The following is a 21,851-nucleotide window of genomic DNA, read 5'->3' on the forward strand; positions in this document are numbered from 1 at the left end:
CGGTTCACGCGTCGTGGCCCGGCCGGATCCCACGACCCCAGAGGTAACCATGATCCGTGGCCCATGGCCCTCAGCCCGCCGCGCCGCAGCCGCGGCGTCCGCGTGCGCGCTCGCCGTCTGCACGGGCGCACCGGCCGCGCTGGCGCGGGAACCAGCACCGGCGACCGGGAACGGGTCCTGGTCCGTGGGTCCCGTCAGCCACGGTGACGCGCTGGCTCCGCGGGCCTACTTCGCGATGGACGCCCCTGCCGGAAAGACCATCCGGGACGCGGTGCGCATCACCAACCTGACGGGCGGCCCGCTCACCTTCCTGGTCTACGGCGCGGACGCCTACAACACCCCGCGCGACGCCGGTTTCGCGCTGCGGACCGCGACCGAACCCCGGCGGGACGTCGGCGCATGGGTCAAGCTCAAGACCGGCAAGCTGACGGTGCCCGCCCGCAAGGCGCGGGACGTCCCGTTCACCGTGACGATCCCGGACAACGCGACACCCGGGGAGCACATCGGCGGGATCGTCGCGCTCAACACCGCCATCGAGGGCGGCGCGCGGCCGGGAGGCACCGCGGTCGGGCTGCGCCGCGGGGTGGCCGCCCGGATCTACCTGCGCGTCGCCGGCCCGCTGACCCCCGCGCTGAAACCGGACGCGCTGTCGGTCGAGCGCAGCCAGCCGCTGCTGCCCTACGTCCGCGACGGTCGGGGCACGGTGCGGTACACGGTCGTCAACACCGGCAACCAGCGGCTGAGCCCCACCGCCCGGATCTGGGCCACGGGGCTGTTCGGCCGCACCATCAAGGAATGGCCGGTCCGGCGGCTTCCGGAGATCCTGCCCGGCCAGCGCACGGAACTCAGCGTGCCCTGGGACAGTCCGCCGCCGCTGGAGGCGGTCACCGTGCGAGTCGAACTGACGGCCGGGGACGGCATCAAGGCCCGGACGCAGAGCCGGTTCATCGAGGTGCCGTGGGCCGCGCTGATCGCCGTAGTCGTGATCGCGTTCTTCTGCTGGTCCGTCCTCCCCCGGCTCATACGCCGCCGCGCGAGGTCCGATGCCGCTCGTCCCGCCGTCCCCGAGGCGCTCGTCGACGAGTCGTACTTCGAGGACGGAACGCGCCGATGATGCGCCTGCGCCGCGCGTTCGCCGTCGTCGCCCTTCTCCCGGCCGCTCTCCCCGTCTCCGCACCGGCGAGCGCCGCCGCGGAGCGGCCCGGCATCAGCGCCGTGCCCGGGAAGGCCGCGGCGGGGACGGCGGTCCGTGTCCGGGGAAGCGGCTGGACTCCGGGCACCGCCGTGCAGATCCAGGTCTGCGGGCAGAACGCGGTGCACGGCTCGGCCGACTGCGACACCAGGCGCGGGGTCTCCGCACGGGTCGCACCCACCGGCGTTTTCGAGGCGGGGCTGACCGTGGGCGCACCGCCCGCCGACTGCCCGTGCGTGATCCGCGTGGCGACAATGCCGGGTTCGGGCGCCGGCGCACCGCTGCACCGCACGGTCCCCTTTGCCGTGCTGGGGCACCCGACCGGCGCGATCCTCCCGGAGATCATCCCCGTCCAGGCCGACGTCGTCGGGCTGGAGGTCGTCGGGAGCGGAGGATGGGGCGAGTTCTTCGGCGGGGTTCCGCGCCGGACCCTGGTCGTGCGGATACGCAACCGCGGCGCGGAGCCGATCAAGGATGCCCCGATCGTGGCCGGCTGGGGGGCCGGCCGGGAGCCCGACGTCCCGCTCGACGCACCGCCGAGCGGGGTCATCGCGCCCGGGGAGACCGCGACGTACCGGATCGGGGTGGAACTGCCCGCGGCCTCCTTCGGGACGTTCGTCGTCGGCGGCCGGTACGCCGGTTCCGTCCCGTTCGAGACCTCGTTCAGCACCTTTCCGTGGGGCCTGATCGGCGCGAACGTCGTCGCGGCGCTGCTTCTGCTGTTCGGAGTCCGCCTCACCCTCCGCCGCCGCGCCGTCCGGAGAGCGGCGCCACGAACGCGCGGGGCCATCGCCTTCGCCGGCCCCTCCGGGCCGGCGCACCACCCGGTGGCCTCGCGCTCCCCTTCCGTCGTCGACGTCGGGGAACTGCTCGCCCATCTCGACCGGACGGCCGCTCCCGGCGGTGATCCCGGCCACGTCGACCGCGCCGAGCTGGTGGCCTTCCTGCGGAGCCGCGGCGAGGCCCTGGTCGACCTCGATGCACTCGACCGTTTCCTTGGGGAGCGGCGGTGATGGGCGTCCGCTCCCGTGCCCGCGCCCACGGTGCGAGCGGGGCGCCCCCGCTGCTGGAGGTCCGCGAGCTGGCGACCGCTCCGGAGCTCGGCGGCCTGCGCGGCGTCGGGTTCGGCGTCCGGCCGGGCGAGGCGGTCGCGCTCTTCGGCCCCGGGGCGCGGACCGTCCTGGCGGTCCTCGCCGGACGGACTCCGCTCACGGGCGGCGCGGTGCTTCTGGACGGCGCCGAGCAGCCGAGAGGCATCGGGGTCGGCCATCCCATCGGCCCCTCGTCCGGCCGGAGCGGTCCGCAGACGACCGAGGACCACCTGCGTGGACGTGCGCGGATGCGCGGCGACGCCCGCGCCGCCGCCGCGGTCCTGGACGTCTTCCCGATGCTGCGAGCCCGCGCCCGGTCGCCGCTGGGCGCGCTGACCGACGGTGAACACCGGCTCCTCGGCCTCGCCGAGGCACTGCTGTCCCGGCCCCGCCTATTGCTGATCGACGGCCTCACCCCCGGGCTGGCCGGACCATCCGCAGACACGCAGGCGGACGCCGGCCTCACCCCAGGGCTGGCCGGACCATCCGCAGATACGCGGGCAGACGTCGACCTCACCCCGGGACTGGCCGGACCATCCGCGGACGCGCGGGCAGACGTCGGCTACACGCCGGGACTTGCCGGACCGTCCGCGGGCGCGCTCGCGGACGTCGTGCGGCGGCTGCTCGGCGGGGGTGCCGCGGCGGTTCTCGCCGAGCCGATGATCCCCGTCGCGCTCTCGGTGAGCGCCCGGGCGTGCGTGCTCGCGGACGGACGGGTCGCCGCCGAGCTCGCGGCCCCGCGTCCGGCACAGATCGCGGACCTGCTCCGGTCCGCCCGCCCGACCCGTGCCCGAGGCCGGTCCATGACGCGACCGGCCACCGACTGATCTGACGATCCGACGATCCGCAGGAGGAGAGATGCGCTCGATGTACCGGCGCCTCGGTGTCGTGACCGCGATCGGGGCGGTGAGCGTGGTGGGCCTCGGCCCGTCCGCGCTCGCCGCCCCGGCGCTCAAGATGAGCAAGACCACCGGAGTCAAGGTGGGGGAATCCATCACCGTCGAGTCCTTCACCGGCCTCAAGCCCGGGTTGCAGGCCATCGTCATCGGCCAGTGCAAGCCCGTGCTCGCACAGGGAGCCTGCGTGAACGACAAGGCTCTGGTCGGCGGCAAGAGCGACGCCGCCGGCACGTGGGTTCCCGGCAGCGGAGGGCCGAAGTCGATCGTCCTGGTGGAGAAGATCGGTGATGTGGACTGCACGGCCAAGGCGGGCGCCTGTGTCATCGCCGCGACCAGCCTCCTCGACCCGACCGCCGTCCTCGCCAAGGTGCCGCTGGACTTCGCGAGCGGCGGGAACGGCGGCGGAGGAAGTGACGGAGGAGGAGGCGACGGCGGGAACGGCGGCGGGGGCACCGGCGGTGGTGGAGGAGGAGGAGACGGCGATGGCCAGCTTCCGCACACCGGCAGCCCCGACGGCCTTCCCACCTACGCGCTTGTCGCCTCGGCGCTGGTGATGGCCGGGGGCGCGGCGCTGTTCATCATTCCGCGCCGGAGGCGCGAGTCGTGAGTCCGGGGGGCGCGCCGCACCGCTTCATTCCGGGGCGGCGACGCCCCCCAGCACGAAGGCGGTGACGTTCCGTTCCGACTTGCGGATCGTGGTGGCGTCACTGATGAGCGGGAGACGCTCGGCCCCCACGGTCGCGAGGACGCTGCGCGCGGTCGCCTCGACGTCCGCGCGCCGGAACTCGCCGGACTCCATGCCCTCGGCGAGGATGCCCGTCAGGATCCGCTGCATGGGCGCGACGTGCGCGGCCAGGGCCTCATACGCCTCGGGGCCGAGCGCCGCGGTCACCTCCGCCGCGTTCGGGTGCGGGTGCGCGACGAGTCCGCGGAGCTGGAGGCGGATGAAGGCGCGGAGCCGTGTCGTCGCGTCGGCGTTCTTGGGCAGTCCCTGCTCGAAGCTCTCGACGAAGTACGCCGTGACCCGCTCGGTGAAGGCCAGCAGGAGGGCCGCCTTGTCCGGGAAATAGTTGTACATCGCGGTCCGGGTCACGCCGGCCTCGGCGGCCACCTGGGTCATGGAGATCGTGTCTATGCCGCGGTCACGGGAGAGCCGGGCGACCGCGTCGAAGATGCGGTCCACCGTCTGCGCACGGTGTTCACCCAGCGTGGTGGCCGAGATTTTAGGCATGCCTCATCTTCTCATGTCCCGATCTCACCACCGCTGGAGCATTGTTTTCACGACAGTCTGTCGTTATCTTTTAAGTCATACTGTCGTGAAAAGGGAGTCGTCATGCCGGCTGAGACCACCGCCGACCGGGCCGCCGACCGGGAGCCCCTGTCCAAGCTCCTCTACAAGGGGACGACGGCGGCCCACCAGGCCGCCGAGCAGACGCCGTTCATGCTCGCCATGTTCCAGGGCCGGCTGTCGAAGGACGCCTACAGCCGATGGCTGGTGCGGTTCCACTTCGTCTACGCGGCCCTGGAGGCGACGTCCGAGGCACTGCGCGACGACCCCGCCGTCGGCCGGCTTCACCTGCCCGAACTCGCCCGTACGGAGGCGATCGAGCGCGACCTCGCGTACTTCCACGGCCGGGACTGGAGGGACGAGCTGAGCCCGTCCCCGGGCACCGACGCCTACGTGGCCCGGCTGCGCCACGTCCGCGAGGAGTGGCCGCTCGGACTCGTCCCGCACCACTGGATCCGTTACGCCGGCTACCTGCACGGCGGGGCGACGCTGGCCAAGCTGCTCACCACGACCTACGGGCTGCCCGAGGGCGAGGGCATGCGGTTCTACGACTTCGCCGACATCGCTGACCCGGCCGCCTTCATCGGCGACTACCACGCCCGCATGAACGCGGTCCCGGCCGGGCCCGGCGACATCGACGCGCTGGTCTCCGAGGGCACCCGCGCGTTCGAGGCCAACACGGCCATCACCACGGAACTCGGCGAAGAAGCCGGCCTCTCCTGACCGTGTGCCGCGTCCGTCCCGGCTCGCCGCCGGGCAGGGAAGCGAAACCGCCCCCCGCCGGAGGACCCGGTGGGGGCGGTCCGTCATGGCCGCGGTTCAGAGCAGCTTGATCGCCTGCATCGGGCACGCCTCCGCGGCGGCCTCGGCCGCGGGCCGCGACGCGTCGGGGATCTCCTCGTTGATCACCTTGCCGTAGCCCCATTCGTCCAGGTCGAAGACCTCGGGCGCGAAGCGCTTGCAGTATCCCTGGCCATCGCAGGCCGCGGCGTCGATGACGACTTTCTTCATGATGACTCTCCCAATGGAATCCGGACATCGAAGGGCCGCGCTCCGGCGCACCGGGCGCAGCTCCGGACGGCGTGCGCGTGCACGAGGGTGCTGTGGTGCCGGAACAACGAGCCGACCAGGACGCTCACCGCGTCGGGGGTGGCGCAGTTGCCGCGTCCGGCCAGCCCGCCCGCCAGGCGCTCCAGGCGGGCGGCGTCGCCGGGCCCGGCGGTCCCCGCCATGAGCCCCGCCAGCAGGGTCGCGACCGCCTCGGTGCCGCGCACGCACGGCCCGCACTGGCGGGCGTTCTCCCGGTCGAAGAAGGCCGCCGCGCCCGCGGCGACCTCGACCGGGCACTCGGCGGTGAGGAGCACGAAGCCGCCGCAGCCGAGCGTGCTGCCGGCGGCGGTGAAGGCCGCGTGCGTCAGCGACAGGCCGAGCCTCGCGGCCGGCAGGAGCCCGCCGGCGAGCCCGCCCGCCAGGACCCCGGTCACCGCGGCGTGGTCACCGAGGTGAGCGCGGGCCAGCTCCCGCAGCGGGACGCCGTACGGAACCTCGTACAGCACGGGCGGCCTTCCGCCGCCGGACACGGTCGCGAGGAACGTGCCGGGCGAGTCGCCGGTTCCGGCCTCCCGGTAGGCGCGCGGGCCGAGCCGCACCGCCAGGGCGAGCTGGGCGAGCGTCTCGGCGTTGCTGACCAGCGTCGGCGCTCCGTGCAGGCCCTCCTGCCATGGACGCGGCGGCTTGACGACGGGCAGCGCGGGTCCACCGCCGACGGCCCGGACGACGGCGGTCTCCTCCCCGGCCGCATAGGCGGGCTCGACCCGGATCATTTCGACGGACGGGACGTGGCGCGCGGCCTCGTCCAGGGCGTCGGCCCCCGGCCGGTCGGACGCGTAGAGGAACGACCGGTCCGCACCGACGGCGCGGGCGGCAAGCAGCAGCCCCTCGACGACGAGCTCCGGCCGTTCGCGGATGAGGAACCGGTCCTTCACCGAGCCGGGTTCCCCCTCCTCGGCGTTCGCGATCGCGTAGCGGCCCGGTGCGGCGGAGCCGGCCACGGAGCGCAGCTTGACGCCCAGCGGGAACCCGGCGCCGCCGCGGCCGCGTATCCCGGCGGCGGCGGCGATCTCGATGATCTCGGTGCCGGACGGGCCGGGTCCGCGGACGCCGCGACCGCCCGGCGCCGCGCCGAGCAGCCGCGCGGGGCCGAGCGGCCGGGTGTGCAGCGGAAAGTCCATCGTGGCCGGTCAGGCGACCTTGAACTCGGACATCCGCTTGCCCAGGTCCGCCAGCACCTCGGTGTTGAGCTGGTAGGCCAGCAGCGTCTCCCCGACGATCCGCTTGCTCTCCACCTCGTCGAGGCCCAGCGCGTTCAGCTTGTCCCGGTACCCGGCCTTGAACGCCTTGTAGTCGGGGATCTTCGGGAAGTTGTAGAAGCCCACTCCGTCGTCGCCGCTGAGGCCGTAGGCCCGCTCGGCGGACTTGCGGATGACCTGCCCGCCGGACAGGTCGCCCAGGTAGCGGGTGTAATGGTGCGCGATGAAACCGCCCGCCCAGTCCGCGACCTGGTTGATCCGCGCCACGTAGGTCAGCGTCGGCTTGGACGGCTTGATGGCGTCCTTCCAGCCGGCGCCGTAGAGGACTTCGAGGTCGCGTTCCAGTGTCGCCACGCGCTCCAGTTCGGGGATCACGAACGGCCCGGCGACCGGATCGTCCGCGAGCGCGTGCCCGGCCTCCTCAATCGCGACATAGGCGTAGTAGTGCTGGGCGACCATCTCGGCGTAGCCGTCCTTGGAGATCTGACCGCCGAGGAGCGCCTGCATGTAGTTGGTGTACTCGGCCGCCTCATGGTCGGTCCAGGTCGCCTTCCTGAGCTGGTCGGCGAAACCGTCTTTCGGTGTCTGCGTCAACGGGGATCTCCTTGTCGGCGGTCGCGCCGCCGCTCGGGACGGCGCTCGGGAAAAGCTTGCATTGAAACGTTGTTTCACGACAGAGTGTCATCAAGATGGCGACGGGCGTCAAGGGCTTTGACGACATGTCGTCGCGAAATACGCCGGCTCGGCGCCGGCGGGAGAGGAGCCGTCATGCCTTCCGAAGGAGATCCCGGGCGGGCACTGGACGACCTGGTCCGGGTACGCGCGAGCCGCGGCGGGGACGAGACGGTCATCTGGTGGACCGGCGACGTCTACGCCTGGCTGCCCGGAGACGGCCCGCACCATCTGTTCGGGTTCGAGGGCGTCAACGTCGGCCGCGCCGTCCCCGTGGACGGCGGCGTGGAGCTGCTCACCCGCGAGGCGGCCTGCTACCTCGACCCCGTCTCGCGGGAGATCATCGACTCCTGGGACAACCGCTACACCGGCGAACGGGTGGACGTCGACCACGTCTGGAACGATCCGGTCGACTTCCGCTGGCTCGCCGAGGGCCCGCGCGGGCCGTTCCGGTTCCCCCGGACGCGGGTCGGCGGCGACGTCGTCTTCAACTCCGACGTGCTGCTCGCCTACCCGTCCCCGCTGCCGGTCGCCGACTACCCCGACAACTCGGGGGACGACGTCTACCGGGCGATGGAGCTGTTCCAGTTCTTCACCCGCGCCGCCGACCTGGACGATCCCGCGCTCGACAGCGTGCCGTGCTCCCTGTCGTGGACGAGGATGGCGCCGTGGCTGCCCTGGATGCGGATGGCCGGCCGTCCGGGCGCGCTGCTGTACCACTGCCGCGGCGGGAAGGCCGCGGGATGGCCCGGCGTGCCCGGCCGCCCGCGGCGGTTCGTCGAGGAGCGGGGGCCGCGGTTCCGGCACGCTCCCACGGAGTGGTCACCGTCCAGCGAGTCGAGCTGGACCGCGTTCAAGAAGCGCCATCCGGCCGGTTCCCGCCGGTCGGCCCCCTGACGGGCAATCCATCATTCGGATGACGACGCTCCGGCGCGGCGGGTCCTAGCATCGGGACCAGCGGCGCCCGCATTCCTATATCAGGAACATGATTCCGGAATTTTCAACCGGAAGGGGTGATCCCTCTTGGCCCTCTACGTGCTCCGGCGGACGCTCTCCCTCCTGGCCACCGTGTTCGTGGTCGTCTCGCTGGTGTTCTTCCTGCTGCGGCTGTCGCCGGGGAGTCCCCTCTACACGCTGCTCGGCTACGGCTACAGCGAGGAGAGCCGCGCGGCGGTCGCCGAACGGCTGGGGCTCAACGCGTCCCTTCGCGAGCAGTACGTCCAGTACCTCGGCCGCATGTTCAGCGGCGACCTCGGCCAGTCCGTGTTCTCCGGCGAGCCGGTGTGGTCCTCCCTCACCCGGCGGGTGCCCGTTTCGCTGGAGCTGGCGGCGCTGTCCGGCGGGGTGTGGATGGCGCTCGGCACCGTCGCCGGCTGCCTGGCGGCACTGCGGCGGGGCTCCTTCTTCGACGGGTTCCTGCGCGTGTTCAGCGTGATCGCGCTCTCGGTGCCGAGCTTCTGGCTCGGGCTGGCCTGCGTGCTCGTCTTCGGCGTGTACATCACCGGCGTGTTCCCGGTCGGGTACGTACCGCCCGAAGACGGGTTCGGCCCGCACCTCGCGTCGATGGTGCTGCCCTCCTTCGTCCTGGGCCTGCCGGCGTTCGCCGTGGTCGCGCGGACGCTGCGCGGCTCGCTGCTGGAGGTGCTGGATCGCGACTACGTGTCGTTCGCCACCTCGATGGGGATGCGCCGCCGGTTCGTCGTGCGCAAGGTGGCGCTGCGCAACGCCGCCATCCCGACGGTCACCGTCGTGGGCCTGATGCTGGGCATGCTGCTCAGCGGCGCGATCCTGATCGAGAACGTGTTCGGCATCCCGGGACTCGGCCAGCTCATGGTCGACTCCTTCCGCCGCCAGGACTATCCCGTCGCGGCCGGCTGCTGCCTGGCGGTGGCGGTCCTGTACCTGTTCACCAACCTGCTGGTCGACATCGCCCAGATGATCATCGACCCCCGCATCAGGGAGAGCGTGCTCTCCGGGACGGAGGCCGCATGAGCCCGCCGGAACTGCTGAAGGGACCCGGCACCGGCACGCGGGCGAGGCCGGGCCGCTGGACACGCGGCCGCCCCCGGGACGCGCTGACCTGGTTCGGGGTCGGCTGCGCCGGGCTGTTCTGCCTGCTCGCCACGGTCGGGCCGCTGCTGACGCCCGACCCCAACGCGGGCAGCGCGACCGTGCTCGCGGAGCCGAGCCTCGCCCACCCCTTCGGCACGGACCAGCTCGGCCGCGACCTGCTGGCCCGCGCGGCCGTGGGGACGAGGGTCTCCCTGCTGGTCAGCCTGTCGGCGGTGGCGCTCGGCCTGCTCATCGCCCTGCCGCTGGGGATCCTGGCGGGTTATCTCGGCGGCCGGCTCGCCGACGACCTGATCATGCGTGCGCTGGAGACGGTCCAGGCGCTGCCCATGTTCGTCCTGGCCATGTTCGTGATCGGCCTCACCGGCACCGGGACCGGCCGTCTGGGCCCGGTCTCCATCACGATCACGACGAAGGTGGTGCTCCTCCTCGGGTTCGCCTTCATCCCCTACTTCGCGCGGGTCGCCCGCTCGGCCACGATGGCGGAGGCCGGGCAGGACTACGTGGCCGCGCTGCGGGTCGTCGGCGTCCCGCGCTCGCGGATCGTCCTCGGCGAGCTGCTGCCCAACGTGATGCCCGCCATGGTGGTGCAGGCGTTCCTGGCCATGGCCCTGGCCATCTTCGCCGAGGGCGGCCTCGGCTTCCTCGGCCTCGGCGTCCAGCTTCCGCAGGCGACGCTCGGCAACCTGACCGGCGGCGGCACCGGCTACCTTCCCGGCGGCGTCTGGTGGTACTCGGTCCTGCCCGGCGCGGTGATGCTCGCCGGGATCCTCGGCTTCAACCTGATCGGCGACGCGCTGGCCGACCACCTCGGCGAGCGGGGCGCGGCGCGATGACCCCACCGGAGGAATCGATGACGGCCAGCACACCGCTGCCGGACTGGTCGCGGCGACGCGTCCTCACCACGCTGGCGGCGGGCACCGCCGTGATCCCGCTGGCCGGCGCCGCCGGCTGCGCGGGGGCCGGGGCCGCGAAGGGCGGCGCCCTGCGGATCGGGATCGAGGCCGGGCCGGGGAACATGAACCCGCTCGACTCCGGCAGCGAGGTGACCCGCTGGATCGCCGAGCCGGTCATGGAGACCCTGTACGACTACGACGACCGCCTCCGGTCCGTTCCACTGCTGGCCGCCGGGGAGCCGAAGGTCTCCGGGGACGGGCTCACCGTGACGATCCCGCTCAAGAAGGGGGTCACCTTCCACAACGGCGACCCCTTCACGGCCGAGGACGTCGTGGCCTCGCTCCGGCATGTGACCGCGCTGGCCAGCGGCAGCGAATGGATCGTCTACTTCCTGCGCTACTACTCGGGTGCGCGTGCGCTGGACCGGCACACGGTCGAGATCAAGCTCAACCGCCGGTACGGGCTGCTGCGGTCCCATCTCACCAACCTGCCGATCACCCACCGGTCCTTCGTGAAGCGCAAGGACACGATGATGGGCACCGGGCCGTACCGGATGGACGACGCGGCGGCGGGACTCGGCTACTCGCTGAGCGCGTACCCCGGCTACCACGGGCCCGGGGCCGCGTTCCCGCGGATGGAGTACACGATCATCCCGGACGGCTCGACCCGCGTGGTGAACCTGCGCGCCGGCAAGATCGACATCGGCACGAACCTGCCGGTCGCCGCGCTGCCGCTGCTGCGCGGCGACGAGCGGACGACCGTCCACAAGGTGGACGCGCCCATCGACATCCTCACCTACGTGAAGGTGGGCGGCAGTCCGTTCGACGACGAGGACTTCCGCAAGGCGATCGCGTGCTCGATGGACCGGCAGGCCGTGGTCGACAAGGTCTTCGGCGGCGCGGCGACCCTCGGCCAGGGTCCGATCGGGCCCGCCGAACAGGGCTACGACCCCGCGCTGAAGGTCTTCCCCGCCCGGCCCGACACGGCGAAGGCGGAGCGCCTCCTGAACGCCGCGGGCGGCGGGGAGCGCGGCTTCACCCTCACGATCGCGGCGAGCCAGACCATCGAGGGCATCGCACAGATCCTCGTGGAGAACTGGAAGAAGGTGGGCGTGACCGTGAAGCTGGACGTCCTGCAGAGCGGTCCCTGGGCGCAGCGCTGGATCTCCGGCGACTACCAGATGATCATGAACAAGTTCGCCAGCGGCTTCACCAGCGGGGCGGCGAACTACCTCACGCTCTCCCCCGCACAGTCCGGCAGCGTCCTGGCCTGCGGCTACCGCGACCCCGGCGTGGACCGGGCGCTCAGCCGGGTGTGGGAGACCTCCGACCAGGACGAACGCGTCCGGCTGCTGACAGAGGTCAACCGCACGCTGGCCGAGGACGCGGTGATGTTCCCGGCGGCCTACCCGAAGATGATCGTCGGCCAGCGCGACAGCGTGACACCGATGAGTCAGGTACAGATGCGGATCAACCGGCTCGGCGTCTCCCGCCTCCGGCCCGCGGGGAGGTCCGGTGCCTGACCGTGTTCTGCTGGACGTCGAGGACCTGCACGTCGACTATGCCGGGCACGCCGGCACCCCCGTTCCCGCCGTGCGCGGCGTCACCTTCCAGCTCCGCCGCGGCGAGGTGCTCGGCCTGGTGGGCGAGTCCGGCAGCGGCAAGAGCAGCGTCTGCGCCGCGCTGACCCGTACCCTGCCGGACGGCGCACGGCTGAGCGCCGCCGGCCTGACGTTCGACGGCACAGGGCTGACCGGCCTGTCCGAAGAGGCCATGCGGCGGATGCGCGCGACCCGCATCGGGTTCGTGCCGCAGCGGCCGATGACGTCCCTCAGCCCGTCCACCCCGGTGCTGGCGCAGCTCCGGTGGTACGGCGGCGGCCAGGACCTCACGCCGCTCCTGGAGCAGGTCGGGCTGCGCGCCGTCCTGGACCGTCCCCGGGACTACCCGCACCGCTTCTCCGGCGGGCAGCTGCAGCGGCTGCTGATCGTGCTCGCCGCGCTGGCCCGCCGGCCCGACCTGCTGATCGCCGACGAGCCGACCACGACCCTGGACGCGACCGTCCAGGCGCAGGTGCTGCGGCTGCTGCTCGACCTGCGGGACCGCCTGGACCTGGGCATCCTCTACATCACCCACGATCTGGCGGTCGTCGCGCAGGTCTGCGACAGGGTCGCGGTGATGTACGGCGGCCGGCTCGCCGAGACCGGCACGGTCGAGCAGATCTTCGCGGCGCCCCGCCACCCCTACACGCGGGCGCTGCTGGCCGCGCTGCCCGGTCGCACCGAACCGGGCGAGCGCCTCAGCACCGTCCCCGGCAGCGCCGCCGGCGCCGCGCATCACCCGGGATGCGCGTTCGCCCCGCGCTGTCCCGAGGTCCTGGCCCGCTGCCGGGAGGAACAGCCGCGGCCGGTCGTCACGCTCGGGGCCACCGTCAGCTGCCATCGCGCCGAGGAGTCCGCATGACCCCGCCTCCCACGACCCCGCCTCCCACGGCAGCGCCGCCGGAGAAGCCGCGCCTGCTCGAACTCGACCACGTCACGCGCAGGTTCGATCTCGGGAAGGGTCTCCTGCGGCGCGGGCGCCGGACGGTGCACGCCGTGGAGGACGTGTCGCTGTCGCTGGCGCCCGGGGAGACCCTCGCGATCGTCGGCGAGTCCGGCTGCGGCAAGTCGACCATCGCGCGGCTGGCGGTGGGGCTGCTGGATCCGCCCCTGGGCGAGGTGCGCATCGACGGCGTGCGGGCCGGCTCGCGGCTGCCCCGCGAGGTGCGCCGCACCGTCCAGTTCGTGTCGCAGAACCCGTGGTCGGCGCTGAACCGGCGCAAGACCATCGGCCATGCGATCGGGCAGCCCCTGGCCCTGCACGGGCTGTGCGCGTCGGGCGCCGAACGCGACGAGCGGGTACGCGAACTGCTGGAACAGGTCGGCCTGCCCCCGGAGTACGCCGGACGCAGGCCCGCCGGGGTGAGCGGCGGCGAGTTGCAGCGGGTCACCGTCGCCCGCGCGCTGGCCGCCTCGCCCCGGGCGATCGTCCTGGACGAGCCGACCGCCAGCCTCGACGTCGGGGTGAAGGCGACGCTGGTCAACCTGCTGCTGGACCTGCGGGAGTCACTCGGGCTCGGCTACGTGCTGATCACCCACGAGCTGGACATCGCCCGGCATCTGGCCACCCGCGTCGCGGTCATGTACCTGGGACGGGTCGTGGAGTCGGGCCCCGCCGAGGAGATCTTCACCTCGCCGCGGCATCCCTACACGCGGATGCTGCTCGCGGCGGTCCCGGTGCCCGACCCGACGCGGCGCCGGCCGGTGTCGCCGAGCGGTGAGGTGCCCTCGGCGGTGAACCCGCCGCCGGGCTGCGCGTTCCATCCGCGCTGCCCGTACGCGGTGGACCTCTGCGGCCGCGAACGCCCGGTGCTGGTCCGCATCGGGGGCCGGCGGAGCGCCTGCCTGCGCGACGTCGAGCTCCTCGACGCGACCGCCGAGGCGGAGGGATGACGGCGGCCGGGGGCGGGGCGGTGCCTCCGCCCCGCCCCCGGGCACGCCGCCGGCTAACGGCCGGCGGAGGCGGGCCGGCCGCGCCTGACCAGGAAGACCACGACGCCCGCCACGATCAGCAACGCGACCGCGCCGGCCGCCAGGAGCATGCCGCCGGAGCCGCCGTCGTCCTCGCGCGCGGCGGGAGCGGCCTGCCCGGCCGGAGTGGACGCCGCCGTCGGCGCGCCGGACGTCCCGCCGGCGAAGGTGAGCGGCACCGTGACGAAGTTGCGGGTGTCCCTGGGGTTGGCCGGGTCGTTCGTCATCAGGGCGCAGGACGTCTTCGCGCAGTCGGTGTCGCCGAAGACCTGGACGACCTTGAGCTTGGTGGACAGCGAGCCGTCGTCGCCGGTGGTCGCCTTGCTGTAGTTGCCGGTGTCGCAGGAGCCGCCGAGCGGCTTCGCGGTGTCGCAGACGGCCACGAACAGCAGGGTCCCCGGCGTGAAACCCGACCCCCGAACGCTGATCTCGCCGCCGTCGGCGAGGTTCTCGGACGGGGTGACGGTGATCTCCGGCTTGGCGGCGGCGGACGCGGTCGCGGTGAGAGCCGGCAGGGCCGGCGCCAGTGCGGCGGCGGCGAACAGCGACACGGCCGACAGTGGCCGGGCCCAGGCCAGTGCGGGACGAGGTGCGGGCATCGGTGGCCTCCCATGGGACGTGTCCGCGGCTCCGAAACGAGCCCCGGCAGTGACTTGCGGAACACTGTTTCACGACATAGTGTCGTAAAACAAGACCCTGTGGAGAGCCCCCGAGAGGACCCCATGAGCGCCGAGGCCACGACCCTTTCCCCTCCCGTGGAGCACCATCGCGGGCACCGCGACGTGACCGGCGGACGGCTCCGTCCGGCGGTGTTCGGCGCGATGGACGGGCTGGTCTCCAACTTCGCCCTGATCAGCGGCGTGGTCGGCGGCGGCGCCTCATCGACCACGGTGGTGATCACGGGACTGGCCGGCCTGGCCGCGGGGGCCTGCTCCATGGCCGCCGGCGAGTACACCTCCGTGGCCTCGCAGACGGAGCTGATGCGCGCCGAGATCGACGTGGAGCGCAGAGAGCTCGCCCGCGACCCCGACGGCGAGCTGGCCGAACTGACCGCCCTCTACCAGAACCGCGGGCTCGACGAGAAGACCGCGGGAGCCGTGGCCCGACAGCTCTCCGAGCACCCCGAGGTGGCGTGGCGCATCCACGTCCGCGAGGAACTCGGCGTGGACCCCGACGACCTGCCGTCGCCGTACGTGGCCGCCTCCACCTCGTTCGCCGCCTTCGCGCTCGGCGCGATCACCCCGGTGCTGCCGTTCATGCTCGGCGCCGACGGCCTGTTCGTCGCGGCGGTCGTGAGCACGCTGGGCCTGCTCGCCGCCGGCGCCGTCGTGGCGAGGCTGACCGCCCGGCCCTGGTGGCGCGGCGCACTGCGGCAACTGATCCTCGGCGGCGTCGCCGCCGCCACCACCTTCGGCATCGGCGGCCTGGTGGGCGCCGGCCTGTCCTGATCCGACCGGCCAAGGAGATCGCATGGGCATCCGTGAGGACATGCCGCTGCTCGCACGCCACGAAGGCGACTGGGAGGGCACCTACGTCCACGTCGACCGGGACGGGAAGGTCATCGACACCCACCGGTCCCGCCTGTCGTGCCGCCTGCCCGCCGACGGTGAATGGGACTACTACCAGGTCAACGAGTACACCTGGGACGACGGGCGGACCGAGGAGCACCGGTTCCCCGGCAGCTACCGGGGCGGGGGCCGCTGCGCGTTCGACACCGAGCGCATCCAGGGCGAGTTCCGGGCGGTCGACGACGACACGATCTACCTGTCGTGGATCTACAAGGAGCGCGGGACCGACATGCGGCTGTTCGAGCTCATCGTGCTGAGCGAGGACGGACGCGAGCGCAGCCGGACCTGGCAGTGGATCAGCGGCGGCCGCTGCGTCCGGCGCACGCTGATCAACGAGACCCGCGTGTCATGAACGCCACCGCGACCGTCCTCCGAACGCGGCCACGGTGGGGCCCGGCCCCTCCGTCAGCCGCCGTACCCCATCTCGGCGGACAGCTTGCGGGTCGATTCCAGCAGCGCCTCCGCGCACTTCTTCGCCTCGCCGCGGAACCGTTCGGCGGGGCCGCAGACGCTGATGACGCCCGCGGGCCGGCCGTGGTGGTCGAACACCGGCGCGGCGACCGAGGCCGAGCCGGGCTGGCGCTCGGAGACGGACTGGGCGTAGCCCCGCCTGCGGATGGTCTTGAGCTCCTTGCGCAGGACGTCCTCGTCGAGGATGGTGCGCTCGGTCAGCCGGACGAGCGGCGTGTCGGCGAGGTAGGCGTCGACCTCCTCCTCGTCCAGGAACGCCAGGAACGCCTTGGACGAGCCCCCCGCGTGCAGCGGATACGGGATGCCGAGGCTCACCGACATGATGACCTCCCGGCTGGGCGTCACCTGGTCCACGTACACACGGGAGTTGCCCGTGCGGATCGACAGCGTCGCCGTCTCGGACAGGGACCGGGACAGAGCCTCAAGTTCGGGGGCCGCTATCCGGCGGATGTTGATGCGGTCGAGATAGGCCAACCCGAGTCGCATGGTGGTGACGCCTAGCGAGTACCTGCGAGTGTTCACATCCAGCTCGATCAGGCCCCGCACCCGGAGGGATGCGAGGATCCGGTGCACCGCGGCCTTGGAGAGACCGAGCCGCTCTGCGATCTCGGTGACGCCGAGGGTGATCGAGCCGGGCTCGGCGAACAGAACGAGCACGTCCGCCGCGCGTTCCACGGTGGCGACGGTCTTGCTCGACGACTCTGTGCCGCGGCTGCGAATCGGCTTTGAAGTGTCCATGGGCATGGACGTCCCTACTCCCTGGGGGCTTGTGTTCAGGTTCCGGCCTCCCCGTCATAGCGGAAGCCGACGGACACGGGCGGGTCGGTGACGATTATGGTGTCGAGGAAATCGGCCACCCCCACGGCCCATCCTGGAACATAATTTCGCATAATGGAACGACTCTCCACAACGTTTCGATGTGGAGAGTCCACGTGTGGGACCGGTATCTCGACGTCCACGGGGCGGACACGATCCTGCCGGCCGCCCGGCCGACACGGTCTTGGCCGTGACCGCCCGGCTCGAAGCGGGATCGATCTGGCGAGTCGGCGGCCCCCGGCCCATGGTGGCATTGATCCGGGCCAGGGGCCGGAACATCAGTCCGCACCGAGCATTCAGCCCCCGACCCATGGTGCGCATTGACCGGGCCGGGGGCTGAAACGTCAGACGGTGCCGAGCATCCGGCCCCCGGCCCGTGGCATCGACCGGGCCGGGGGCCGGGGCGTCACTCGGTGCCGAGCATCCTGTCCACGACGCGGCTGGAGGCCTTGCCGTCGTCGAGTTCGCAGTAGCGCTGGGTGAACCGCGCGTACGGCTCGGCGTAGGTCTGGGCGACCTCGTCGATGTTGCGGAGCGCCTCGATCACCTCGTCCGAGGTCCTCAGCAGCGGGCCCGGCGCCTCTTCCTCGAAGTCGAAGTAGAAGCCCCGGAGCTCGTCCCGGTAGTGCTCCAGGTCGTAGGTGAAGAACAGGATGGGACGGCCGGTGTTGGCGTAGTCGAACATCAGCGACGAATAGTCCGTCATCAGGACGTCGGCGGCCAGGAACAGCTCCGCGATGTCGGGATAGCCGGAGACGTCGCGGACGAACCCGCCCGCGACCTCCGGGACGGTGTCGACCACATTGGGGTGCCGCCGGATCAGCAGGACATGGTCGTCGCCGAGCGCCTCCGCCGCCCGCTCCAGGTCGAGGCGCAGGTCGAGCCGGTACTTACCGGGGCCGTAGTAGTTGTCGTCCCGCCAGGTGGGGGCGTACAGCACCGCGCGCTTGCCCTCCGGCAGGCCCAGCCGCTCGCGCACCTGCGCGGCCAGCACGTCGCGGTCGGGAGAGGCGAGCACATCGTTGCGGGGATACCCGGTTTCGATGATCTCCCCCTCGTAGCGGAACGCCCGGCGCAGGATCGGCGTGCTGAAGGCGTTCGGGGAGACCAGGTAGTTCCAGTTCGGGGCCTCCTTGGCCACCTTCTCCAGGTACCGCTTGTTCGCGAACTGCACGTCCTCGATGTCGTGGCCGATGCGCTTGAGCGGCGTGCCGTGCCAGGTCTGCACCACGACCTGGCCCTCACGGCGGACGAACCACTCGGGCAGGTGCGCGTTCGAGATGATGTAGCGGCTGCGGGCCATCGCCTCATACCACTCGGCGCCCCACAACCGCACCGGCCGCGCCGTCTCGGGCGGCTCGACCTGGCCGTCCCGCACCACCCAGAGGTGCTCGACATCGGCTCCGCGCCGGACGAGCTCCTCGTGGAGGGCGCGCGGACTGTCGGAGTACTGCTTGCCGGTGTAGCTGTCGTAGAGGACCGCGGGACGCAGCGGCCGCAGCCGCCGGGGCGCCCGGTAGTGGCGGATGCGGGTCCGCAGCTGGCGGTACGGGCCGCGCTCGCCGATCCGGAGGTTGGACTGGGCCTCGAGCACCGGCAGGTCGTAGCCCTGCTCCCGGAACACGTAGCGCCGGCCGTCCACCATCGTCTCGACCGGCAGGCGCTCCAGCGCCGCGTGGTCCACGGTCATGGCCAGGCTCGTCTTGCCGCCGGACGGCCGGATCCGCAGCTCCCACTTCCCGGCCGGCAACGGCAGCACGCCGCCGAGCGTGACCAGGCTGCTCACCGGGAGCTCGGCGTGGAAGCGACCGTCCTGCACCGACATCGCGAAGACGCGTTCGTCGCTCTGGTCACGGCTGCGCAGGACGAGTTCCGCCGCTCCGCCCGGGTAGTCCCCGGCCAGCACCAGCGTCCCTTCCCGTTCCCAGGCCGCATCGGTGACCACCGGCCGCGGTGTGCGGGCCTTCAGCCACGCGTAGCCGTCCTGGGAGCGGTAGACGGCGACTTCCTTGTCCTCGAAGGGGTACAGCCCCTCGGCGACGTCGTCGTCCAGCACCAGCCGGACCGGCTCGTCCTTCGCGTCGGCTCCGTCCTGAAGGCTCACGTGGAGACTCCAGCCGATGCCGTCATCGGGTTCCGTGCCCTGCCCGGGCTTGACCAGGCTTTCGGCCTCCTCGTCGAGGACGGGCATGTCGGCGACCAGGTCGCGCAGCGGGATCCGTACCCGGAAACCGCCGGGGGCCGCGTCGTCGGAGGTCACCTCATGCTGGGCCAGGACCGTCCCCGCGCGCCGGCGCACGACCACTGCGGCGCCCTCCGGCACGCCGTCGCGGATGGTGCCGCGGATCTCCAGGGAGCCGTCGACGATCTGGTGTCCGGTGAGGCGCGCCCGCACCGTCTCCACCTGGATCCGCAGCGTGCCGCCGCGGGTCAGCATCGGGACGATGCGCACGTCGTCGGTGACGTAACGCGACGGCGGGTGCGCGCCGCTGCCCGAGGAGGCGGCCGCCAGCGCGCCGCGCCGCATCAGCCCGCGGCTGTAGACCCCGGCCGCGATCAGCCACGTCCCGTCGACGTACTTGCCGTCGCGGCGCAGCTTCTTCGGGTCGATGGTGCACGAGAACCCCGACCACTGGTGGCTGCGGTTCGGGTTGCCCGACACCGCGTCGGCGTACCGGTAGCGCCGGGTGCGCGCCGGGACCATCTTGGTACGGCCGCCGCCCGTGCTGCGCAGGCCGATGATCTTGAAGGACGACCAGGGGAACCGCGCCCCGATGTTCGAGATGTAGGCGTGCCCGGTGATGCGCAGCTTGCCGCGCCGCCACGTCACCTCGTGCAGCCGGGAGCGGGTCGCGAGTTCTTCGCCGAGCCGGAACACGCGGCGGGGGATCCGCAGGCTGCGGTCCCGCCAGAACGGGTACTTCGCGTAGTGGCGCCACAGCAGGCGCGTCACGGGGATCCGCTGCTTGAGGCGCTCGTACTCCAGCACCTTCAGCAGTTCCGGCATCAGTCCGCGGCTGACCAGGTGCCACTTCAGGCGCAGGATCGCCGGCAGCGACTCCATCGCCGTGGGGTCGGCCTGCTCGAGGAAGGGCTGCGCCAGCTCCACGAACCGGGCCCGGAACTCGTCGTCGGCCTCGTCGAGCACGTTCACGAAGATCCGCAGGTCGCTGCGCAGGGCGACCTCGTCGTACTCCTGCTTGCACGCGCGCACCTGCGGTTCCGTCCGCGCGCCCAGGAACCGGCTGACCGTCTCCACCGCGGCGAACCGGTCCGTGACCGCCTTGAGCTCGGTCCGCCGCTGGGTGATCGACAGCGACTCGCCGGTGCGCTGCCGCCAGTAGTAGACGGGCTCGCTGAGCACGTCGACCGTCGAGGCCAGGAAGTGCGCCGGCAGGGTCACCGGGATGTCCTCGTACAGCACGCCCTCGGGGAACCGGAGCTCGTGCTCGTCCCAGAACTTGCGGCGGAAGAGCTTGTTGGGCACCAGCCGGTCGTACATCAGCAGCCGGTCGCGCGTGATGTGCGTGCGCAGCCGCGTCGTGCCCATCGGGCGGCGGTGCATCGGGGACTGGACGAGCCCCTGCTCGTTCAGCAGCTGGACGTTGCCCGAGGCGAAGTCCGAACCGGTCTGCTCCAGCGTCTCCACCAGCAGTTCGAGCGCGTGGTCGGGGAGGATGTCGTCGCTGTCGACGAACACCAGGTACTCGCCGCGGACGGCTTCCGCGCCCACGTTGCGCGCATTCCCGAGCCCGCCGTTGGGCTGGCTGATCAGCCGGAACCGGGGGTCACCGTCCGTGAAGGTCCGTGCTATCTCCGCACTCGAGTCGGTCGATCCGTCGTTCACCAGAACCACGTCGAGCTCGCGAAGCGACTGCCGGGCGATCGAGGCCAGGCACTCCTTCAGATACTGCTCGACGTTGTAAATGGGCACCACGACACCAACGCGCGGCTCCGGATCAGACGCCATACGCCCATGCCTCTCTTCTACTAGCTTCGCGGCACCGTTCCGACCGTGGCCGCAGCGGACTTGCTCTTCAGTTAAGAGGAATCGCCCCTGGTCAACAATGCTTTGGCCGGGGCCAATGGGTCAGAGGGCCCGCGGAGTCCGGCGGGGGGTGGTCTCCGCAGCATCTTGTGCACCGTAGGTCCTGTGAGGGTCCCACCCGCAACCGGACACCATGATCGACTTCCGGTGGTCCTCACCCTGGCGGACACTATCAACCCTGGCGGGCACTCTGATCGCCAATAGGGATCTTAGCCCCCAGAACGGAGCCGCTGGACGGGTTCTGCGCATTCCCGGCTCACCGCGAGGCCCCTCCGCGTCAGGTCCCCGGCCCTTGTTCCCGCCCTCTGTGGTCGGGTAATGGAGCCTCCGAATTCATGCGGCTGATACGGCCGATACGCAAGACGCACAGCGCGCCCGGAGGACTTCGGTAGATTCCTTGTCGATGGGTGGCGTACTCGCGGCCGGCCCGCAGGTGATGGTGCGGCCGCTCGCAGATGCGGATCGGGCGGAGTTCGTCGAACGGGCGGCCGCCAGTGCCGCGCTGCACCGTCCCTGGTTGTGGCTGCCCCTCACCGCCGAGCAGTTCGGGCCCTACCTGGCGCGCTTCGACGAGGTGTCGGCGGTCGCGTACGCGGTGTGCCGCCGCGACGGCGGGGAGGGCGGCGGGGAGATGGTCGGGCACGTCACCATCAACCACATCCTGCGCGCCGGATACCAGCGCGGCGTGCTCGGGTACGGCGCGTTCGTCCCCCATCAGGGCCGGGGCCACATGTCCGAAGGACTGGGCCTCGTGCTGGACGACGCGTTCGGCCGGCTCGGCCTGCACCGGCTGGAGGCCGAGATCCAGCCCGCGAACGAGCCGTCGATCAACCTGGTCAAGCGGCTGGGGTTCCGCAAAGAGGGACTGGCGGTCGGCCTGGTCCGCATCGAGGACGTCTGGCGGGACCACGAGCGGTGGGCCATCACGGCGGAGACACACGCCGCGGCAGAGGTTTAAT

At 72.0% G+C, this 21,851-nt stretch carries 21 protein-coding genes; 14 read left to right on the forward strand and 7 right to left on the reverse strand.

Translation table 11 applies throughout. The features are described 5' to 3' along the window. The first annotated feature begins 49 nt into the window (after positions 1-49). The 4 genes from AB0C35_RS40245 to AB0C35_RS40260 are packed head-to-tail and all read left to right on the forward strand — an operon-like array spanning position 50 to position 3,789. Positions 50-1,114 carry a DUF916 domain-containing protein gene (locus tag AB0C35_RS40245; RefSeq protein WP_358467868.1) on the forward strand — a complete coding sequence of 355 codons (1,065 nt, stop codon included), beginning with the start codon at positions 50-52 and terminating at the stop codon, positions 1,112-1,114. Beyond that, positions 1,111-2,205: a hypothetical protein gene (locus AB0C35_RS40250; RefSeq protein ID WP_358467871.1), complete on the forward strand. Its 1,095-nt coding sequence runs from the start codon at positions 1,111-1,113 to the stop codon at positions 2,203-2,205. The genes AB0C35_RS40245 and AB0C35_RS40250 overlap by 4 nt, the downstream gene beginning before the upstream one ends. After that, positions 2,205-3,110, forward strand: a complete 906-nt coding sequence (locus AB0C35_RS40255) for an ATP-binding cassette domain-containing protein (RefSeq protein ID WP_358467874.1) — start codon at positions 2,205-2,207, stop codon at positions 3,108-3,110. The genes AB0C35_RS40250 and AB0C35_RS40255 overlap by 1 nt, the downstream gene beginning before the upstream one ends. Positions 3,111-3,141: 31 nt before the next feature. Further along, the gene (locus tag AB0C35_RS40260) at positions 3,142-3,789 is read left to right on the forward strand and encodes an LPXTG cell wall anchor domain-containing protein (RefSeq protein ID WP_358467877.1); all 648 of its coding nucleotides are present in this window, start codon (positions 3,142-3,144) and stop codon (positions 3,787-3,789) included. 24 nt (positions 3,790-3,813) lie between these two features. On the opposite strand, the gene AB0C35_RS40265 is transcribed toward AB0C35_RS40260, so the two are convergent. Then, positions 3,814-4,413 (reverse strand): TetR/AcrR family transcriptional regulator, encoded by a 600-nt coding sequence (locus AB0C35_RS40265; RefSeq protein WP_358467880.1) that lies wholly within the window; start codon positions 4,411-4,413, stop codon positions 3,814-3,816. Positions 4,414-4,515: 102 nt separating this feature from the next. Here AB0C35_RS40265 and AB0C35_RS40270 point away from each other — a divergent pair, with 102 nt between their 5' ends. Beyond that, complete coding sequence (locus tag AB0C35_RS40270) at positions 4,516-5,193, forward strand: biliverdin-producing heme oxygenase (RefSeq protein ID WP_358467882.1); 678 nt, start codon at positions 4,516-4,518, stop codon at positions 5,191-5,193. 96 nt (positions 5,194-5,289) lie between these two features. Here AB0C35_RS40270 and AB0C35_RS40275 read toward each other — a convergent pair whose 3' ends face one another. From AB0C35_RS40275 to AB0C35_RS40285, 3 genes are read right to left on the reverse strand one after another with little or no spacing between them, the layout of a single operon-like run. After that, on the reverse strand, positions 5,290-5,481 hold the full coding sequence (locus tag AB0C35_RS40275; RefSeq protein ID WP_358467885.1) for a ferredoxin: 192 nt from the start codon (positions 5,479-5,481) through the stop codon (positions 5,290-5,292). Next, complete coding sequence (locus AB0C35_RS40280; protein ID WP_358467888.1) at positions 5,478-6,701, reverse strand: NADH-ubiquinone oxidoreductase-F iron-sulfur binding region domain-containing protein; 1,224 nt, start codon at positions 6,699-6,701, stop codon at positions 5,478-5,480. Before AB0C35_RS40280 ends, AB0C35_RS40275 begins: the two co-directional genes overlap by 4 nt. Before the next feature lie 9 nt (positions 6,702-6,710). Then, positions 6,711-7,373 carry a biliverdin-producing heme oxygenase gene (locus AB0C35_RS40285; RefSeq protein ID WP_358467891.1) on the reverse strand — a complete coding sequence of 221 codons (663 nt, stop codon included), beginning with the start codon at positions 7,371-7,373 and terminating at the stop codon, positions 6,711-6,713. 174 nt (positions 7,374-7,547) lie between these two features. On the opposite strand from AB0C35_RS40285, the gene AB0C35_RS40290 reads away from it, so the two are divergent. The 6 genes from AB0C35_RS40290 (at position 7,548) to AB0C35_RS40315 (ending at position 13,911) form a co-directional block, all read left to right on the forward strand. Further along, complete coding sequence (locus AB0C35_RS40290; protein ID WP_358467894.1) at positions 7,548-8,348, forward strand: DUF1838 family protein; 801 nt, start codon at positions 7,548-7,550, stop codon at positions 8,346-8,348. Positions 8,349-8,474: 126 nt separating this feature from the next. Next, positions 8,475-9,443, forward strand: coding sequence for an ABC transporter permease (locus AB0C35_RS40295; protein WP_358467897.1), 969 nt, complete (start codon positions 8,475-8,477; stop codon positions 9,441-9,443). Next, positions 9,440-10,357: an ABC transporter permease gene (locus AB0C35_RS40300; RefSeq protein WP_358467899.1), complete on the forward strand. Its 918-nt coding sequence runs from the start codon at positions 9,440-9,442 to the stop codon at positions 10,355-10,357. The genes AB0C35_RS40295 and AB0C35_RS40300 overlap by 4 nt, the downstream gene beginning before the upstream one ends. Before the next feature lie 17 nt (positions 10,358-10,374). Then, positions 10,375-11,940 carry an ABC transporter substrate-binding protein gene (locus AB0C35_RS40305; RefSeq protein ID WP_358467902.1) on the forward strand — a complete coding sequence of 522 codons (1,566 nt, stop codon included), beginning with the start codon at positions 10,375-10,377 and terminating at the stop codon, positions 11,938-11,940. Continuing rightward, positions 11,933-12,880 carry an ABC transporter ATP-binding protein gene (locus AB0C35_RS40310; RefSeq protein ID WP_358467904.1) on the forward strand — a complete coding sequence of 316 codons (948 nt, stop codon included), beginning with the start codon at positions 11,933-11,935 and terminating at the stop codon, positions 12,878-12,880. The genes AB0C35_RS40305 and AB0C35_RS40310 overlap by 8 nt, the downstream gene beginning before the upstream one ends. Next, a complete protein-coding gene (locus AB0C35_RS40315) occupies positions 12,877-13,911 on the forward strand; it encodes an oligopeptide/dipeptide ABC transporter ATP-binding protein (RefSeq protein ID WP_358467907.1) in 1,035 nt (344 codons plus the stop codon). Before AB0C35_RS40310 ends, AB0C35_RS40315 begins: the two co-directional genes overlap by 4 nt. A gap of 53 nt (positions 13,912-13,964) precedes the next feature. Here the strand turns inward: AB0C35_RS40315 and AB0C35_RS40320 are convergent, their stop codons facing one another. Continuing rightward, positions 13,965-14,588, reverse strand: coding sequence for a neocarzinostatin apoprotein domain-containing protein (locus AB0C35_RS40320; RefSeq protein WP_358467910.1), 624 nt, complete (start codon positions 14,586-14,588; stop codon positions 13,965-13,967). Between the two features lie 123 nt (positions 14,589-14,711). Here AB0C35_RS40320 and AB0C35_RS40325 point away from each other — a divergent pair, with 123 nt between their 5' ends. Beyond that, entirely contained in the window at positions 14,712-15,437 is a 726-nt protein-coding gene (locus tag AB0C35_RS40325; protein ID WP_358467912.1) for a VIT1/CCC1 transporter family protein, read from the forward strand. A gap of 22 nt (positions 15,438-15,459) precedes the next feature. Then, complete coding sequence (locus tag AB0C35_RS40330) at positions 15,460-15,909, forward strand: DUF3598 family protein (RefSeq protein WP_358467915.1); 450 nt, start codon at positions 15,460-15,462, stop codon at positions 15,907-15,909. Between the two features lie 53 nt (positions 15,910-15,962). Here the strand turns inward: AB0C35_RS40330 and AB0C35_RS40335 are convergent, their stop codons facing one another. Next, a complete protein-coding gene (locus AB0C35_RS40335) occupies positions 15,963-16,766 on the reverse strand; it encodes an IclR family transcriptional regulator (RefSeq protein WP_358467918.1) in 804 nt (267 codons plus the stop codon). Between the two features lie 484 nt (positions 16,767-17,250). Then, positions 17,251-20,814, reverse strand: a complete 3,564-nt coding sequence (locus tag AB0C35_RS40340; RefSeq protein WP_358467921.1) for a CDP-glycerol glycerophosphotransferase family protein — start codon at positions 20,812-20,814, stop codon at positions 17,251-17,253. A gap of 481 nt (positions 20,815-21,295) precedes the next feature. Here AB0C35_RS40340 and AB0C35_RS40345 point away from each other — a divergent pair, with 481 nt between their 5' ends. Next, the gene (locus AB0C35_RS40345; RefSeq protein ID WP_358467924.1) at positions 21,296-21,850 is read left to right on the forward strand and encodes a GNAT family protein; all 555 of its coding nucleotides are present in this window, start codon (positions 21,296-21,298) and stop codon (positions 21,848-21,850) included. The last annotated feature ends 1 nt before the right edge of the window (position 21,851 follow it).

It is taken from the genome of Spirillospora sp. NPDC048819, assembly GCF_040650055.1.
Lineage (GTDB): Bacteria > Actinomycetota > Actinomycetes > Streptosporangiales > Streptosporangiaceae > Spirillospora.

Bases quoted from the DNA above. Each gene is read 5' to 3' on its own strand.
- AB0C35_RS40265 (WP_358467880.1), bottom strand. From the start codon at position 4,413: ATGCCTAAAATCTCGGCCACCACGCTGGGTGAACACCGTGCGCAGACG.
- AB0C35_RS40305 (WP_358467902.1), top strand. From the start codon at position 10,375: ATGACGGCCAGCACACCGCTGCCGGACTGGTCGCGGCGACGCGTCCTC.
- AB0C35_RS40290 (WP_358467894.1), top strand. From the start codon at position 7,548: ATGCCTTCCGAAGGAGATCCCGGGCGGGCACTGGACGACCTGGTCCGG.
- AB0C35_RS40270 (WP_358467882.1), top strand. From the start codon at position 4,516: ATGCCGGCTGAGACCACCGCCGACCGGGCCGCCGACCGGGAGCCCCTG.
- AB0C35_RS40250 (WP_358467871.1), top strand. From the start codon at position 1,111: ATGATGCGCCTGCGCCGCGCGTTCGCCGTCGTCGCCCTTCTCCCGGCC.
- AB0C35_RS40325 (WP_358467912.1), top strand. From the start codon at position 14,712: ATGAGCGCCGAGGCCACGACCCTTTCCCCTCCCGTGGAGCACCATCGC.
- AB0C35_RS40335 (WP_358467918.1), bottom strand. From the start codon at position 16,766: ATGGACACTTCAAAGCCGATTCGCAGCCGCGGCACAGAGTCGTCGAGC.
- AB0C35_RS40300 (WP_358467899.1), top strand. From the start codon at position 9,440: ATGAGCCCGCCGGAACTGCTGAAGGGACCCGGCACCGGCACGCGGGCG.
- AB0C35_RS40320 (WP_358467910.1), bottom strand. From the start codon at position 14,588: ATGCCCGCACCTCGTCCCGCACTGGCCTGGGCCCGGCCACTGTCGGCC.
- AB0C35_RS40275 (WP_358467885.1), bottom strand. From the start codon at position 5,481: ATGAAGAAAGTCGTCATCGACGCCGCGGCCTGCGATGGCCAGGGATAC.
- AB0C35_RS40260 (WP_358467877.1), top strand. From the start codon at position 3,142: ATGCGCTCGATGTACCGGCGCCTCGGTGTCGTGACCGCGATCGGGGCG.
- AB0C35_RS40340 (WP_358467921.1), bottom strand. From the start codon at position 20,814: ATGGCGTCTGATCCGGAGCCGCGCGTTGGTGTCGTGGTGCCCATTTAC.
- AB0C35_RS40280 (WP_358467888.1), bottom strand. From the start codon at position 6,701: ATGGACTTTCCGCTGCACACCCGGCCGCTCGGCCCCGCGCGGCTGCTC.
- AB0C35_RS40255 (WP_358467874.1), top strand. From the start codon at position 2,205: ATGGGCGTCCGCTCCCGTGCCCGCGCCCACGGTGCGAGCGGGGCGCCC.
- AB0C35_RS40345 (WP_358467924.1), top strand. From the start codon at position 21,296: ATGGGTGGCGTACTCGCGGCCGGCCCGCAGGTGATGGTGCGGCCGCTC.
- AB0C35_RS40245 (WP_358467868.1), top strand. From the start codon at position 50: ATGATCCGTGGCCCATGGCCCTCAGCCCGCCGCGCCGCAGCCGCGGCG.
- AB0C35_RS40315 (WP_358467907.1), top strand. From the start codon at position 12,877: ATGACCCCGCCTCCCACGACCCCGCCTCCCACGGCAGCGCCGCCGGAG.
- AB0C35_RS40330 (WP_358467915.1), top strand. From the start codon at position 15,460: ATGGGCATCCGTGAGGACATGCCGCTGCTCGCACGCCACGAAGGCGAC.